Origin of the sequence: Actinoplanes flavus (assembly GCF_017592555.1) — a bacterium.
GTDB lineage: Bacteria > Actinomycetota > Actinomycetes > Mycobacteriales > Micromonosporaceae > Actinoplanes > Actinoplanes flavus.
Genome location: NZ_JAGFNS010000047.1, coordinates 1 through 14962 on the forward strand (window position 1 = coordinate 1; position 14962 = coordinate 14962).

Annotated in this window: 12 protein-coding genes; 9 read left to right on the forward strand and 3 right to left on the reverse strand. The window is 67.3% G+C overall.

Annotated features, from left to right (window positions below):
* Positions 1–132 precede the first annotated feature (132 nt).
* Both J5X75_RS40840 and J5X75_RS40845 read left to right on the forward strand, forming a co-directional pair.
* A complete protein-coding gene (locus J5X75_RS40840; RefSeq protein ID WP_208473099.1) occupies positions 133–675 on the forward strand; it encodes an SRPBCC family protein in 543 nt (180 codons plus the stop codon).
* Positions 672–1847 (forward strand): zinc-dependent alcohol dehydrogenase, encoded by a 1176-nt coding sequence (locus tag J5X75_RS40845; protein WP_208473100.1) that lies wholly within the window; start codon positions 672–674, stop codon positions 1845–1847. The genes J5X75_RS40840 and J5X75_RS40845 overlap by 4 nt, the downstream gene beginning before the upstream one ends.
* 279 nt (positions 1848–2126) lie before the next feature.
* Here the strand turns inward: J5X75_RS40845 and J5X75_RS40850 are convergent, their stop codons facing one another.
* Complete coding sequence (locus J5X75_RS40850) at positions 2127–4292, reverse strand: putative bifunctional diguanylate cyclase/phosphodiesterase (RefSeq protein WP_238490871.1); 2166 nt, start codon at positions 4290–4292, stop codon at positions 2127–2129.
* A 317-nt stretch (positions 4293–4609) separates the two neighbouring features.
* On the opposite strand from J5X75_RS40850, the gene J5X75_RS40855 reads away from it, so the two are divergent.
* On the forward strand, positions 4610–5641 hold the full coding sequence (locus J5X75_RS40855) for an AraC family transcriptional regulator (RefSeq protein WP_208473102.1): 1032 nt from the start codon (positions 4610–4612) through the stop codon (positions 5639–5641).
* Here J5X75_RS40855 and J5X75_RS40860 read toward each other — a convergent pair.
* Positions 5616–7244, reverse strand: a complete 1629-nt coding sequence (locus J5X75_RS40860) for a sensor histidine kinase (protein WP_208473103.1) — start codon at positions 7242–7244, stop codon at positions 5616–5618. The genes J5X75_RS40855 and J5X75_RS40860 overlap by 26 nt on opposite strands.
* A 346-nt stretch (positions 7245–7590) precedes the next feature.
* On the opposite strand from J5X75_RS40860, the gene J5X75_RS40865 reads away from it, so the two are divergent.
* The 3 genes from J5X75_RS40865 (at position 7591) to J5X75_RS40875 (ending at position 11106) form a co-directional block, all read left to right on the forward strand.
* Positions 7591–8547 (forward strand): GlxA family transcriptional regulator, encoded by a 957-nt coding sequence (locus J5X75_RS40865; protein WP_208473104.1) that lies wholly within the window; start codon positions 7591–7593, stop codon positions 8545–8547.
* 603 nt (positions 8548–9150) lie between these two features.
* Positions 9151–9741 carry a TetR/AcrR family transcriptional regulator gene (locus J5X75_RS40870; protein WP_208473105.1) on the forward strand — a complete coding sequence of 197 codons (591 nt, stop codon included), beginning with the start codon at positions 9151–9153 and terminating at the stop codon, positions 9739–9741.
* Between the two features lie 243 nt (positions 9742–9984).
* Positions 9985–11106, forward strand: a complete 1122-nt coding sequence (locus J5X75_RS40875) for an alkane 1-monooxygenase (RefSeq protein WP_208473106.1) — start codon at positions 9985–9987, stop codon at positions 11104–11106.
* Between the two features lie 120 nt (positions 11107–11226).
* On the opposite strand, the gene J5X75_RS40880 is transcribed toward J5X75_RS40875, so the two are convergent.
* A complete protein-coding gene (locus tag J5X75_RS40880) occupies positions 11227–12786 on the reverse strand; it encodes a methyl-accepting chemotaxis protein (RefSeq protein WP_208473145.1) in 1560 nt (519 codons plus the stop codon).
* 363 nt (positions 12787–13149) lie between these two features.
* Between J5X75_RS40880 and J5X75_RS40885 the strand changes: the two genes are divergently transcribed.
* The 3 genes from J5X75_RS40885 (at position 13150) to J5X75_RS40895 (ending at position 14944) form a co-directional block, all read left to right on the forward strand.
* A complete protein-coding gene (locus tag J5X75_RS40885; RefSeq protein ID WP_208473107.1) occupies positions 13150–13413 on the forward strand; it encodes a hypothetical protein in 264 nt (87 codons plus the stop codon).
* 847 nt (positions 13414–14260) lie between these two features.
* Positions 14261–14530 (forward strand): metal-sensitive transcriptional regulator, encoded by a 270-nt coding sequence (locus J5X75_RS40890; RefSeq protein WP_208473108.1) that lies wholly within the window; start codon positions 14261–14263, stop codon positions 14528–14530.
* Positions 14531–14635: 105 nt separating this feature from the next.
* Positions 14636–14944: a rhodanese-like domain-containing protein gene (locus J5X75_RS40895; RefSeq protein ID WP_208473109.1), complete on the forward strand. Its 309-nt coding sequence runs from the start codon at positions 14636–14638 to the stop codon at positions 14942–14944.
* The last annotated feature ends 18 nt before the right edge of the window (positions 14945–14962 follow it).

A 14962-nucleotide genomic window follows, 5' to 3' on the forward strand; every position in this document is an offset into this window, starting at 1 on the left:
CCAGGCCATCGGGAACGGCAGGGCGGCCACTCCTTCGGAACCACCCAACGGCAAGAAACCATCAGCCACACCCCACCGTCCCGGGCATCCGGGGCATCAACCCCAGACAATCAACAACCTTATGGAGGATCCATGGAGTTGACGGCCACGACAACCATTCGTAAACCCGCGTCTGAGGTGTACGCGTTCTGGCGCGATCTGGAGAACCTGCCGACGTTCATGGCGCATCTCGAACAGGTCCGCACCACAGGCGACAGGACGAGTCGGTGGACCGCCGCCGCCCCGTTCGGCAAGGACGTCGGGTGGGACGCGGAGATCGTCGACGAGACGCCCGGCGAGAAGATCGCGTGGCGCTCGACCGGCAACGCCGACGTGCCGAACGCCGGCACGGTCCGGTTCCTGCCGGCCCCGGACGGGGTGAGCACCGAGGTACACGTCCTGCTGACCTACGAGATTCCGGGCGGCGCGGTCGGCAAGGCGGTCGCGAAGTATTTCGGTGAGGAGCCGCATCAGCAGCTCGACGACGACCTGCGCCGGCTCAAGCAGGTCCTGGAGACCGGGGAGGTGGTCCGCTCCGACGGCGCCCCGTGGGGCAAACGGGCCCGCAAGGAGTTCCCGCAGCGCCCGGCGCAACCGCTGTCGGACGCCGACCTCGCGAAGGGAGCCGACCAGTGAGAGCGAACACCTGGGCCGGCCGCAACAAGGTCGAGGTCCGTGACGTGCCGGACCCGAAGATCCTCAACAAGCGAGATGCCATCGTACGGATCACCTCCACCGCGATCTGCGGCTCGGACCTGCACCTGGTCGACGGGTACGTGCCCACGATGCAGGACGGCGACGTCATGGGCCATGAGTTCATGGGCGAGGTGATCGAGGTCGGTTCGGGCGTGGCCGCAGACAGGTTGCGCGTCGGTGACCGGGTGGTCGTGCCGTTCCCGATCGCGTGCGGTGGCTGCGCGGCCTGCGCTGCCGACATGTACTCCTGCTGCGAGAACTCGAACCCCAACGCCGGGATCGCGGAGAAGATGTTCGGCCACCCGGTCGCCGGGATCTTCGGCTATTCGCATCTGACCGGCGGCTTCGCGGGCGGTCAGGCCCAGTACGCGCGGGTGCCGTTCGCCGACGTCGGCCCGCTGAGGATCGAATCCGACCTCACCGACGAGCAGGTGCTGTTCCTGTCCGACATCCTGCCCACCGGCTACATGGGCGCCGAGATGTGCGACATCCAGCCCAGCGACGTGGTCGCGGTATGGGGCGCCGGCCCCGTCGGCCAGTTCGCCATGGACAGTGCCCGGGTGCTCGGCGCCGCGAAGGTCATCGCCATCGACAAGGAACCGTACCGGCTGCAGATGGCCGAGCAGGCCGGCTACATCCCAGTGAACTTCGACGAGGTCGACGTTCGGTCGCGGCTGCTGGAGCTCACCGGCGGCCGGGGGCCGGACAAATGCATCGACGCGGTCGGCATGGAAGCCAGCCACGGCAGCGCCCATATCGCCGCCTACGATCGGATCAAGCAGGCCGTACGGTCCGAGACCGAACGCCCGCACGCCCTACGCCAGGCGATCATGTCGTGCCGCAGCGGCGGCGTGGTCTCGGTCATCGGCGTGTACGGCGGCTTCCTCGACAAGTTCCCGGCCGGCGCCTGGATGAACCGGTCGCTGACCCTGCGCACCGGCCAATGCCACGTCCAGCGCTACATGAAGCCGCTGCTGCAGCGCATCGAACGCGGCGAGATCGACCCGACCCGGATCATCACCCACACCCTGCCGCTCGACCAGGCGGAACACGGCTTCGAGATGTTCAAGAACAAGCAGGACGACTGCGAGAAGGTCGTCCTCAAACCCTGACGGCCGCACGTTTCCGGCCACCGCAGCGGCGGAGGCCGGATACGTGGCCGTAGCGATCAGATCGCACGAGCGTCATGATCGCGCGAACCCGGACCACAGAGGACGGAGGCTGTCCGATCACCGTCTCCGCGTCAGAGCCGTCATCTGACGATCCCGCCCATGCCGGGTCAGCACCCCGCGGCGCCGGCCCACAGGATCCGGAAAGGTTCCGCAGGCGAGCGCAGCGAAAGCGTTGACCGCTCGGCATGCGGTGCTGGTGGCCGCCGGCCGAGATCACGTTCATCGCATGGTGGCGTCCTGCAGGCCGGGGTGCGCCTGGCCGACGACGGCGGCCGTCGTCATGCCGCCGGTTGTGGTGGGCCTTCGGCCGAAATCGGGCTCGGCGAGTGGACGGCTGAAGTGGTAGCCCTGCAGCAGGGTGTAGCCGAGCTGGTGGAGCGCGTCGGCCTGCTCGGCGGTCTCGACGCCTTCGGCGACGGCGGTCATGCCGAGTTCGGTGCTGATCTGAATGAGCGCCTCCGCTATCACGCTGTGCCGGCCGGCCTCCGTGACGTTGTCGACGAACGACTTGTCGACTTTGAGGATGTCGACCGGCACCGTCTGCAACAGGCCGAGTGACGAGTGTCCGGTGCCGAAATCGTCCAGCGCGATCTGTACGCCGATCTTCCGCAGTTCGTGCAGCGTTGTCACAGCCTGGCCGCCCTCGAAGACGGAGGTCTCGGTGACCTCGACGGCGAGGTGGTGTGGAGGAAGTCCCGTCTCGGCCAAGATGTCGGCGACGGTCGTGGCGAATCCGGGCCCGGCGAGTTGACGGGCGGAGACGTTGACGCTGACCTTGTCGGGTGCGCTGCCACCGAGTTCAGCCCGCCACCGTGCCATTCGCCGGCAGGCCGTCCGAAGGATCCACGCACCGAGTTCGATGATGAGGCCGTTCTGTTCGGCCACCGGAACGAATTGTGCGGGGCTGACCGTGCCTCGCTGTGGGTGTTCCCAGCGCACCAGCGCCTCGACGGCGGCGACACGGCCCTCCGGGTAGGCCACGATCGGCTGGTAGACGACCTGGAACTGGCCGGTGTCCAGCGCGATCCGCATCTCGGCGCCGAGCCTGGCGTGCCCCGTCGACTGCTCGTCCAGGGCCGGATCCCAGCGTCGGTACGCCTGCCCGGCCCGCTTGGCGGCATACATCGCCGCCTCGGCCCGGCGCAGCACCTCCATCGGGTCGTCGCGCTCGCCGCCGGCGACACCTATACCGGCGCCCACGAGCAGATCGTGGCCGCACGCGTGAACGGGTTCACGCAGTTGGGCGGCGAGTTGCGTGGCCAGCGATCCGGATTCCGAGGAACTCCTGCCGGGCAGCAGGACAGCGAATTCGTCGCCGCCTATCCGGGCGAGCAGAGCGCCGTCCGGGACCGTCCGCGCCAGTCGCTGGGCAAGAGAGGCGAGGGCATGGTCGCCGACCGGCCGCCCGAGTTCGTCGTTGACGTTCTTGAAGCCGTTCAACCCGAGCAACGCCACCTGTGCTGATCCGCCGGCCATCGCGGTGCGCAATGCGTTCTCGAATCGACGCCGATTGGCCAGACCTGTCATTTCGTCCTGCATGGCGAGCGTTTCCATGTCGTGTGACTGCGTTTTCAGCTGCGTCAGGATCATGGCCATCCGAGCGACGGTGAGCATGATGAGGACGATGGTGCCGTAGGCGATGACCGTGCTGTTCAGGGTGTTCTTCCCGGCGTACGGGGTAAGAAGCAGCGCCGGTCCGAGTAGTGAGCACGCGGCGGGTACGCACAAGCGGGCCACACTGTGCTCGGTGCTCGGGAGCCGTACCACGCCGGTGTCCGCCGCCATCGAAGGGTGCAAGGCGGCCGCAGCCCAGAGCAGGGAGGAGGCGATGAACATCGCGTCCAGAGGAAACGGGTCGGCATTGAAGTAGACGATCGCCACGGAGTAGCTGGTGTCCGCGGCCAGCAGTGTCGCTGCGGCGGCGTTGAGCAGCCTGCTGCTGGGAGTGCGGCCGCGCCGATCGGTGAACATCCACGCCAGCATCACCAGGAGCAACAGGTCCGCCACGGGATACACGGTGCTGATCACACGTTCCAGAGCCGGGGCCGAGCCGTCGGCCACGGTCGGGTGCAGGACGAACGTCCACAGCACCAGGCCGAGCCCAATGGCGGCGATGGCTGCGTCGATCAGGCGGCCGGTCTCGCCGCCCGGCTGCCGGCGGCGCGACAGCAGCAGCAGACCCGTGAATCGCAAAGGGTAGGAGGCAAGGTAGAAGGCATCAGCGATCGAGGGGTACGGCTCGTCGCCCAAGCCGTACAGGTAGTAGTCGTACGTGATGTCGCCGAGCACCGCCAGCACCTGCCCGGCCGCGAACCAGTACCACAAGCCGGGGCGCCGCGGCTGGTACAGCCGCACACCGACGAGGAGGGCCACCGCGGACGCCAAGCCGATCGCGTTGTAGCAGATCCTCGCCGTGATTGATGAGGCAGGCAGCAGGAAGCACCCGGTCGTCGCCAGCACACCGGCCGCGAGCCACCAGCACCATATCCGCGTAAGTCGCACGACCAGCCATCGGCCTTATGACGACGGCATCTGAGCCCGAAAACGAATTATCGCCATTCTGTAGAACAGCTCACTACGGGAAATGGATCGAAGCCTTCGGTATCCGGATAGCCAAATGATCCACGACTTGAAGGTGGCCCCGGCAGCTCATGAGAATCACGATCCGAGCACGGGATACGAAGGTGACGAGGTGATGCCGTGTGTCCGGATACGAAACCGATGACGGAGCCCGCCCTGTCACCCTGCACAGCTCTGATCTGGACGAGACCCGGCTGGTGCTCGCCGAGCACTTCTACTCCAATTTCGTCGACATGCTGGAGCCGGCCCAGAGCCTCGACACCCATCTGAGGGTCACCAACCTCGGCCCGGTCACGATCGGAGACGTGCGTTTCGGTACGGACCTCAAGCTGAGGCTGCACGAGCTCGGCGCGTACCACGTCGACGTGATCCTGTCCGGCCGGCTCGAATGGCAGCAGGGCCGCGATGAACCCCAGGTGGCCACCGACACCTGCGGGGCGTTGTTCCAGCCGGTCGGCGACACGGTCCTTCACCGGTGGACCGGCGACTGCCGGCTGCTGGCAGTGAAGATCGACCGCGGCGCCCTCGAAACGCAGCTGGAACGCATGCTCGACACCCCCGTCCGGTCACCGATTCCGCTCAGCCGTCAGCTGGACCAATCCCACGCACCGGGCCGGACATGGACCGAGATGATCCGTGCGCTCGCCGCGGACGCTCTGGGGGAGAACCGTGGCCTGACACAGAACCCGCTGCTCGCCGAACACCTGCAGGAAGTAATCCTGCGCGGTCTGCTGCTCGCCGGCGACCACCCGTACCGGGAACGGCTGGCCACGCCCGGCGGACCCTATCCAGCGCCCCGCGCGATACGTCAGGCGATCGACCTCCTGCACAGCCATCCCCAGCAGCCGATCACCATCGCTGCACTCGCCGACACCACCGGCGTGAGCGAACGGGCACTGCAGGCGGGCTTCCAGCGATACGTCGGCATGTCGCCCACCGCGTACCTGCGGCAGGTCCGCCTTGACCGCGCCCACGAGGAGCTTCGGCGGGCGGCGCCCGGCCAGACGACGGTGGCGGCCGTCGCGCACCGCTGGGGTTTCACACATCTGGGACGTTTCGCGAATTCCTACCGTGCAAGATTCGGCGTGTCACCGTCCCAGACCCTCAACGCCTCCGCATTACCCGATTTCACAGTCTCTCCGATCTCGGCTTGACCGGGATTTCAATGGTGAAGGTGGCGCCCGGGCCCTCATGGTCGCTGAGGGTAATGGTTCCTTGGTGGCTTTCGATGATGGTGCGGGCGATGACCAGGCCGAGGCCGGTGCCGGGAATACATCGGTCCAGCGCACTGGAGGCGCGGTAGAAACGGCGGAAGAGGCGGGGTCGTTCAGCGGCGGGAATCCCGATACCGGTGTCGGCGACGGACCAGGTGATGGTCCGGCCGGTGTCGTCGAGGGCGGCGGTGATGGTGATCGTGCCGCCGGCCGGCGTGTACTTGACGGCGTTCGACACCAGGTTGTCGGCGACTTGGCGTAGCCGATCCGGGTCGGCGTGCAACTCGAGGTGTTCAGGCAGCTGGGTGGTGATGGTGAGGCCTTTGCCGGCGGCCGGTGAGGCGGCGGCGTCCACCGCTTGCCGGATGATGGCGCCCAGATCGGTGCTGGTGGGGTTGATGGCGAGGTGCCCGGACTCCAGCCGGGCCAGGTCGAGCAGATCGTCGGCCATGACGGACAGCCGTTCGGCGTTACGGGTGACGATGCGCAGATAGTGCCGTTGTTCGTCGTGGGTCAGGTCGTCGAATGCCTCTTGCAGGAGAGTGGCGGTGCCGGTGATCGCGGCGAGCGGGTTGCGTAGTTCGTGGGTGACCATGGCGAGGAACTCGTCCTTGGTGCGGGCCAGTTCGATGGCGAGCTCTTCGGCGCGGCGCCGTTCCACGTACTGCCCGATCTGGGCGGCGAGGCCGCTGAACAGGCCCAACAGGGTGTCTTCCGGATCTTCGACGCGGTCCCCGTAGACGCACAGAGCGCCGATGACACGGCCGGCCGCGCACAACGGGACCCCGACGGCGACACGTAGTCCGATCCGGGCTGCGGCCCGGCTGCGCGGGGACTTGGTGTCGGCGCCCAGGTCGGTGATCCAGTGTGCCGTGCCGTCGGCGCATACCCGGCCGGGCAGCGTGACGCCCGGCTCCACGGTGTCGACGGCGAAGTCGTGCAGCCGCCGGCCGGGTTCGACGTAGCGGGCGGCGCAGGTCAGCAGCTGCCGGTCGTCGTCGACGACCCACAGCTCGGTGACCGGCCAGCCCATCTTGACGCCGAGGGCCTCGACGACCCGGGCTGCGGCGATGGTGCTGGACTCGGCTTCGGCCAGGCCGCGGGCGACGGCGGCTTCGGCTGCGGCGAAGCGGCTGGCCCGCTGGGTGGTGGTGATGTCGTGGGCGAAGACGTGGAACACCCTGCCGGTGGGCTCGTCGGTGGCGGTTATCGTCATCTCGGTCGGGACCTCGTGACCATTGGCGTGCCAGGCGGTCCGCTGCAGCCGCAGGGCCTGCTTCTGCCCGGGCAGGCTGCTGGTCAGTGCCGCGAGTTCGGCCCGGCCGGCGGCCCGCGCTTCGGGAGGCATGATCAACTCCACCACAGACCGGCTGCACGCCTGCGCTGAGGTGTAGCCGAACGTGGTCTCCGCGGCGGGGTTCCAGGCGAGCACCCGCCCGCTGGCGTCGAAGGCGAGATAGGCGTCCAACGCCGCGGCAAGCACCGCCGGGAGGCGGGGCAGCGCGGTATCGGGGTTGCCGGAACATTCGAATTCTGCTGGCATTCGCTTTCCATCTGGTGAATGCGGTGCGATTGAGCTGGCCGCATCGCCGCGTACCAGACCGGGCCGGGCCCGGTAAGGGCTCGTGCCTGGGCGGTATCGGCTGTCGGCTCCCAGTCCGCGCTCGGCCTCTCGGCGTGGCAGCGGTGAAAGAAATCTTGCGGTGATCAAATCTCCGATCCCTATGGTTAGGGGCGACCTTGCCGACCATCGCTTCGAGGGTGCTGAGCAGGGAAGACCCGTATGCCGAATGCCATGACGACAAGTCTTCGCCCGATCGGCCATGATTGACACCGGCAGCGGCGCCATACATCTTCGAAATCCTGCCAACCGCGATAGGCTGCGTCCCATGGTCCGTAACGTGGCCGTGATCGCCCTTCCCGAGGTCGCAGCTTTCGAGTTGGGCGTGCTCTGCGAGTTGTTCGGATATGACCGCAGAGACGAGGGCCTGCCCGGCTACGATTTCGCCGTCTGCTCGCTCGACGGGCGTCCGGTGCCCACCCACACCGGCTTCGACATCAGCGTCCAGAACGACCTATCGCGCGTCGAGGCGGCAGACCTGGTCGCCGTTGCGCGCTATTGCCACAACGGCTACTCGGTGGCCCCCGCGGTGATCGGGGCGCTGCGCCGGGCGCACGAGCGGGGCGCCTGGGTGATGAGCGTGTGCACCGGCGCGTTCGCGCTCGGCGAGGCCGGCCTGCTCGACGGCCGCCGCTGCACCACGCACTGGCGGCACACCGACGAGCTGGCGCTACGTTACCCGGCCGCCAAGGTCGACCCGGATGTGCTCTACGTCCAGGACGGCAAGATCCTGACCAGCGCGGGCACGGCTGCGAGCCTGGACGCGGGGCTGCATCTCGTACGTCAGGAGTACGGCATCGCGATCGCCACCGCCCTCGCACGGCGGCTGGTCGTGCCGCCGCATCGGGACGGCGGCCAGGCGCAGTTCATCGAGACCCCGCTGCAACCGGTTCAGTGCGAGACGCTGCAGCCGGTGCTCACCCAGGTGCTCGGCACGCTGGACCAGCCGCACAGCGTCGACACGATGGCCGGGTTCGCCCACATGGCGCCGCGCACGTTCGCCCGCAAGTTCCGCAAAGAGACCGGCGCCACCCCACACGACTGGCTCACCAACCAGCGGCTGCTTCTCGCCCGCCGGCTGCTCGAGGACTCCGACCTCGGCATGGACGCGATCGCCGCGCGGACTGGCTTCGGCAGCGCGGCCAGCCTGCGGCATCACTTCGCCCAGCGATTGAGCACCACCCCGCAGGCGTACCGCGGAACGTTCCGGTCACACGCGGCGTGAGAGCCCGAGGCCGCTGCCAGGATCTTGCCGACCTTGGTGGCCGTCGGAATTGTAGAAGACGATCTCGCCGGTGGTGCTGCAGTCGACCATGCGCACACACCGAAGTTGATCCAGTACGCGGTGCAGCCGCCGCACGTGGCCGACCCGCCGAACCGTACCGGGTCCACGGGGGTGGTGGTCGCGGAGCTGGTGACCCTCGCGCGCGAACCGCACGTTCAGAGGCCACACTCTATCTCGGGGGTCCTATCGAACCGCCATTTGTCAGGGTATCGAGGCTGATGCAGCCACTCGGCCAATGCCTCGCACTGACCGCGACGCGTCCGGGCCCACGCCGACAACCCCGAAGGCATCACGGCGCGGATTATCGAGGTGGGCCGTCATCGTCGGACAACAGATCCTGCAGCTTCGCATGGCGGAACTGGTGACCCGTGCCCGCCTGCCGAAGAAGCTTGTGCCGAACGGCCGTCTTCGGCAGCGGAGGATGCACCATGCAAATCTGGGGCTTGCCGCGGCTTTGGGTTCTCAACCTGCGCGCCGACGCGCGCCGCGCGCATGGCCCTGGCGACGTCTTCGTCGCGACGTCCTGGCTATGCTCTGCACCCGATGGAAAGCAGCCCTTCGTATCGCCAAGCCAGCCGGGCACGGCTTCGTGACATCCTGATCGGTGCCGCTCGGGATCTCGCTGTGGAGCGCGGCTGGGAGAACGTGCGTATGGCTGACGTGGCTCGCGCCGCCGGAGTCAGCCGGCAGACGGTTTACAACGAGTTCGACGGCCGCGGCGGGCTCGCCGAAGCGCTGGCGCTGCGCGAGATCAATCAATTCGCTGCAGAGGTACGGAGCCGGCTCTTCGACCACGGCGGCGACGTACGCGCCGCCGGACATGCCGCCATTCTGCACACCCTGCAGGAAGCTGCCCGCAATCCGCTGGTCCATGCCATCCTGACCGGCGCGCGAGGCGGAGCCGACGAGTTGCTCCCCTACCTCACCACCCGCTCCGGCGCTGTGCTGGCAACCGCCGGAGCGGTCATTGAGGACTGGGCGGGGGTTCATGTACCTGGCCTCGAACCCACAACGGTCACGCTGGCCGCCGAGTCCATCGTGCGGCTTACCGTCAGCCACATCCTCCTGCCGCTCGCGTCCCCGCCCGAGTCCGCCGACGCGCTCGCTGACGTGTTCGTACGCCTGATGCGCTGACAAACAGTCAAGCAGAGCGGATCGGAAGACGTCCCGGCACAACGGGGGCGATGGGGTGGGACGCCTTCCGATACCGAAGCGGACTGTACATCACCCTAACCCGTGTCAACTATATCGACACCCTTCGAGCCGATGTCAACACTCCCGTGTCGACGCCTCCGGGGTGCTTCATTCACGCTTGACTGGACAACGAACTATGTCCATTTACTTGACACCACAGCCATCAATGTAAAGCATCGAGGCATGGACACCGCCATAACGCCGTGGCGCGACGCCAAACGCCCGCTCTGGCCACTTGCGCTCGTCGTGCCCGCGCTGCCGTTCGCCGCAGTGCTGCTCGCCGTGGTCACCGGCTCCAAGTGGGCCTGGTGGCTGACCCCGATCTTCATCCTCGGTGTCATCCCGCTCATCGACGTCGTCATCGGCGACGACCGGGCGAACCCACCCGACGAGGCGGTGCCCGCGCTGCAGGCCTCGCCGTACTATCGCTGGATCACCTACCTCTTCCTGCCCGCTCAATACGCCGCCCTCGCTGTCACCTGCGCGGCCTGGGCCGCCGGTCCAGGACCGATCGGCGGCATCGGGCTCGTGCTCACCGCGGGACTGGTCAACGGCATCGCCATCAACACCGCCCACGAACTGGGCCACAAGCGGGAGGCGGTGGAACGCTGGCTTTCCAAAATCGCTCTGGCACCGACCGGGTACGGGCACTTCTTCGTCGAACACAACCGCGGGCACCACGTACGCGTCGCCACGCCTGAGGACCCGGCCAGTTCCCGGCTCGGCGAGTCCTTCTGGCGATTCTGGCCGCGTACCGTGCTCGGCGGCCTGCGCTCGTCCTGGCATCTGGAGAGCAACCGCCACCGGCTGCGCGAGCGCAGCCGGTGGCATCCCCGCAACGACATCCTCAACGCCTGGGCGATGACGGTCGTGCTGTTCGCCGCGCTGGCGCTGGCCTTCGGCCCAGCCGTCCTTACCTTCTTGGCCCTGCAGGCCGTGGTCGGATTCTCCGTGCTGGAGGCGGTCAACTACCTCGAACACTACGGGCTGCTCCGGCAGCGTAACGCCGCCGGCCGCTACGAGAAGGTCGATCCGCGGCACAGTTGGAACAGCGACCGGCTCACCACCAATGTGTTCCTCTTCCAGCTTCAGAGGCACAGCGACCATCACGCCAACCCGCTGCGCCGCTATCAGACCCTGCGCTCCTTCGACGTCTCGCCGCAACTGCCCGCCGGGTACGCCGCCATGCTCCTGCTGGCCCTGGTCCCGCCGCTGTGGCGCCGTGTGATGGACCACCGAGTGCTCGCGCACTACGGAGGAGATGCGTCGCTGGCCAACACCGCACCCGGACATCGGCATCGATGACGACGGCCGGGCACACATCAACGCGGTGCGTTCCAGGTCGCCGGCACACGGAACACCTCCAGCGGCGACATGGCCAGCACCCCCGCCCCACCGATTCTGTTCTGCTCGCCGGCGAGCCGCTCAGTTCAACTGGAAGCGCGCAACGATGGCGCGTAGTTCTCCGCCCATGCGGGCCAAATCCGCGGCAGCCTGCTGGGAGTCGCTCACACCGGTCGTGGTGATCTCCGCTGCCTGAGCCACCGCGGCGATCGTGGCCGCGATGTCGCGACTGCTGTCCGCGGCCTCGACGACGCTGCGGCTCATCTCACCCGTGGTAGCTGTTTGCTCCTCCACCGCGGCAGCGATCCGGGTCTGATACTCACTGATCCGCTCGATGATCTCAGTGATCCGTTCGATCGCGCTCACCGCGCTCGCCGTATCGGCCTGGATCGCCTCCACCCGCTGCGAGATGTCGCCGGTCGCCTTCGCGGTCTCCTGTGCAAGATCCTTGACCTCACTGGCGACGACCGCGAAGCCCTTGCCCGCCTCGCCCGCACGGGCAGCCTCGATCGTGGCGTTGAGCGCGAGCAGGTTGGTCTGCTCCGCGATGGCATTGATCAGTTTGACCACGTTGCCGACCTCGGCCGAGGAGGCGCCGAGCTTGCCGACCGTCTCATTGGTCGACTGAGCCACGCTGACCGCCTCGGACGCGACGGCGGCAGCCTCGCTGGCATTCTGCGCGATCTCCCGGATCGCGGCGCCGAGCTCGGTGCTTCCAGCAGCGACGACGTCGACGTTCGACGACACCTGCGCGGCCGCCCGGGTGACCTCCTGAGCCTGTGCGCTCGTCTCGTCGGCCGACGCAGCGATCTGTTCAGCCGTGCGAGACAGATCGTCCGAGGAGCCGGCAAGCGAGTCGGCGTGCCCGGACACCGCACCGACCGTACCCCGTAGGGATTGGACGGTCTCGTTCAACGCCGTCCCCAACTGACCGAGCTGGTCCTCGCGCCTGACATCGACTTCCACGGTCAAGTCTCCCTTGGCAAGCCTGCCGAGCGCGGCGACGACGACCGACAGCGGCCGGACGACGGAGCGCGTGACCACAATGGCGAGCACGACGGCCAGGGCCAGCCCGACGAGCAGAGCACCACCGAGGGCGTACCGGCTCACCCGTTCGGCGTCCTGGCTCTGCTTGCGGGCCTCATCGATCCGCTTGTCCACGGACTTCCCCAGGGCGTCGGCCGTGTCGTAGATCGTGCCGAGGGAATCCGCCGCGGGACCATCGTTGATGGCGTCCATCGCCTTGGCCTTGCCGGCCTTGCTGTCATCCGCGATCCAGTCCATCACCTTGGTGTCCCAGGCGAAGAAGTCGTCCCAGGCTGGCTTCAGCTTCGCGTACAGCGCCCGTTCCGTGGCCGTCATGTGGCCGGTGTGCGCCTTCTCGAAGCTCTCGTACATCTCGTCGCGGGCCTCGAGCTCCGCCGTACGGTTGTAACCATCCTCGCCGAGAGCGAACGTCGCCCCGTACGCCGCGACATCGGAAATGACGAGTCCCTGCCAGCCCGAGATGTCCGCCATCTGATAAAGAGCGAGATCCACATCCTCCTGCACCAACTGCAGGTCGGTGAGCTTCTGCTGGGTCTGCTGCTGCTGGGACATCGCCCACCAGTTCGCTCCCGCAGACACCACCATCAACACCATCAGCACGGAGAACGCACCCCCGAGCCGTCGTCCCACACTAGGCCGACCGAAACCCAACGATTTGTCCCTTGCTCGAAATGATCTGACCTCAGACCTATCGACCGGGACCCGGGCTCAACAAGCCCTGACGTCATGAGACGCCCATCACCGACTTCGCAGCCGCCCGAAACCGATGCGGCAGCCGTCAACCAGCAGACGGCGGGTGAGCAGCGTCCCGCACCGTGGCCGCCAGCCCCATCGGTTGCTCCTCGGCCGAGCCCAACCTCGACTTGGACGTTGCCCCGCCATCCGGGCAGGCCGGAAGCCGAGCGACGTTGGTGGCGAGCCCGCGGGCCTGCCAGGGACTAGTAACCCGGCAAGAAGATGCCGAGCGACGGGAAAGCCCTGGACTACTTCCGGCAGGCCATGCTCATAACCCGGGAGATCGGCGACCAGGCTGGCGAAGCGGTCACTCGGTACAACATCGCGACGATCCACCGGGACGAGGGCAACCTCGCCCTGGCCGTTATCGAACTCGAACACGTCGTCGACCTCGGCCAGCAGGTCGAACACCTCGGCCTGGCCGACGACATCGCCCTGCTTGAGCAGTTACGCCAGGAGCTGGCACAGAGCCACACCGAGTCCTGATCCGTTACCCCGTGGCCAAATTCGGCTCCAGCGCACCCTCCCGCTCCTACTGGCATGATCGCGCGGCGGCTGTCACCAGCTGGCCGGCCTCCACTGCGAACGCCAAGCGGCGCCACGGCCGATGCGTGGCTGGACGTCGCGGGCGCATCCGTTCGTCATCGTCCAAGGCCGGTGACGACCTGCTCCCGAGTGGCCAAGAGGCAGGAACACCGCGAAGGTACCCGCCCCCTCCTGGCGGCTCGCTACCACGTCGGGTAGCCCCCGGCAAAGGTGATCACCATCCCCCTCAACCAGGCCCGCCACAATCTGTCCAATAGGGATCGACGGTGCTCCGACACGCGATCACCACGGTCCCATTAGATGGGATTCTGGGCGGCGAATTTGGGAAAGAAGAACGCCGCTGCCTGCATTTCCACAGGTCACGGCGTTAATCGCCTGTGCGCCCGAAGGGACGAACCCCTGACCTTTTGATCTGTATTCAGATGATCCGGGACCCTCCCTACCACAATTACACTCTTATACCCCGCGCCGACTTCTGGACCGGTACCCGCGGACCAGGGTGCTGCTGACCCGCCGGCTCAACCTCGACCTGATCACGAGCATGTGAGACGACCTGCTGCGCGTCGCCGCGAGTGTGCAGGGTGGGCACGCCACCGCCCGGCCACTGCGCCTACCCGTCGGCGGAGCCGTCGGATAGCGGCGTATCAGCAAGCCGCACACCTCACCGGTGCTGCTTCGGCCGGGTGCGATGCAGGTCACCATGGACGCTCCGTATACCCCTGGGGGTATATTACCTACGCCGTTGGGATACCCCCTGGGGTATATTTCGCGGTGGAGGTGGGTACCCATGGAGATGAGTCCGGTCCTACTCAAGGACGCGCTGACCCGCTTGAAGCGGGCGCAGGGGCAGCTTGGCGCGGTGATCGCCATGATCGAGAACGGTGAGGACTGCAGGCGGGTGCTCACGCAGTTGTCCGCGGTGTCCAGCGCCGTCGATCGGGCAGGCTTCAAGATCATCGCGACCGGGATGCGGGAGTGCCAGACCGCCCGCCAGCGCGGCGAGGAGCCGCCGATGAGCGAGGAAGAGCTCGAGAAGTTGTTCATGTCGCTGTCCTGAGCCTGGGATCGCGCCCCCACGAGGGGGCGCGAGTTCAGCTCTGCTTCATGGCCGAACCGCGTCTTTCATATACCCCCTGGGGTATTTACGTGTTGGAGTTTTGAAATGACTTTTAGTGAGATCTCTGTTGATCGGCTGGGTCGCGGCGGGTTTTCCGGCGCGCTGCTCGACGTGCGCAGTCCAGGAGAGTACGCCGGCGGTCATCTGCCGGGTGCGGTGAATGTGCCGCTCGACGAGGTGGATGCGGTCGCCGCCCGGTATGCCGGGCAGGACGTGGTGACGGTGTGCCACTCCGGTGCCCGCAGTCTCGCCGCCGCCCGGCTGCTGTCCGCCGCGGGCGCCCGGGTGCAGTCGCTGGCCGGCGGCACCGAGGCCTGGCGGCAGGCCGGACATCCGGTCGAGACCAGCCACTGACCAGCCCGAACAAACGAG

Excerpts from the sequence above, each read along its gene's own strand:
- J5X75_RS40890 (WP_208473108.1), top strand. The coding sequence starts at position 14,261 with ATGGAGATGAGTCCGGTCCTACTCAAGGACGCGCTGACCCGCTTGAAG.
- J5X75_RS40875 (WP_208473106.1), top strand. The coding sequence starts at position 9,985 with ATGGACACCGCCATAACGCCGTGGCGCGACGCCAAACGCCCGCTCTGG.
- J5X75_RS40870 (WP_208473105.1), top strand. The coding sequence starts at position 9,151 with ATGGAAAGCAGCCCTTCGTATCGCCAAGCCAGCCGGGCACGGCTTCGT.
- J5X75_RS40840 (WP_208473099.1), top strand. The coding sequence starts at position 133 with ATGGAGTTGACGGCCACGACAACCATTCGTAAACCCGCGTCTGAGGTG.
- J5X75_RS40895 (WP_208473109.1), top strand. The coding sequence starts at position 14,636 with ATGACTTTTAGTGAGATCTCTGTTGATCGGCTGGGTCGCGGCGGGTTT.
- J5X75_RS40865 (WP_208473104.1), top strand. The coding sequence starts at position 7,591 with ATGGTCCGTAACGTGGCCGTGATCGCCCTTCCCGAGGTCGCAGCTTTC.
- J5X75_RS40885 (WP_208473107.1), top strand. The coding sequence starts at position 13,150 with ATGCCGAGCGACGGGAAAGCCCTGGACTACTTCCGGCAGGCCATGCTC.
- J5X75_RS40860 (WP_208473103.1), bottom strand. The coding sequence starts at position 7,244 with ATGCCAGCAGAATTCGAATGTTCCGGCAACCCCGATACCGCGCTGCCC.
- J5X75_RS40880 (WP_208473145.1), bottom strand. The coding sequence starts at position 12,786 with ATGGTGTTGATGGTGGTGTCTGCGGGAGCGAACTGGTGGGCGATGTCC.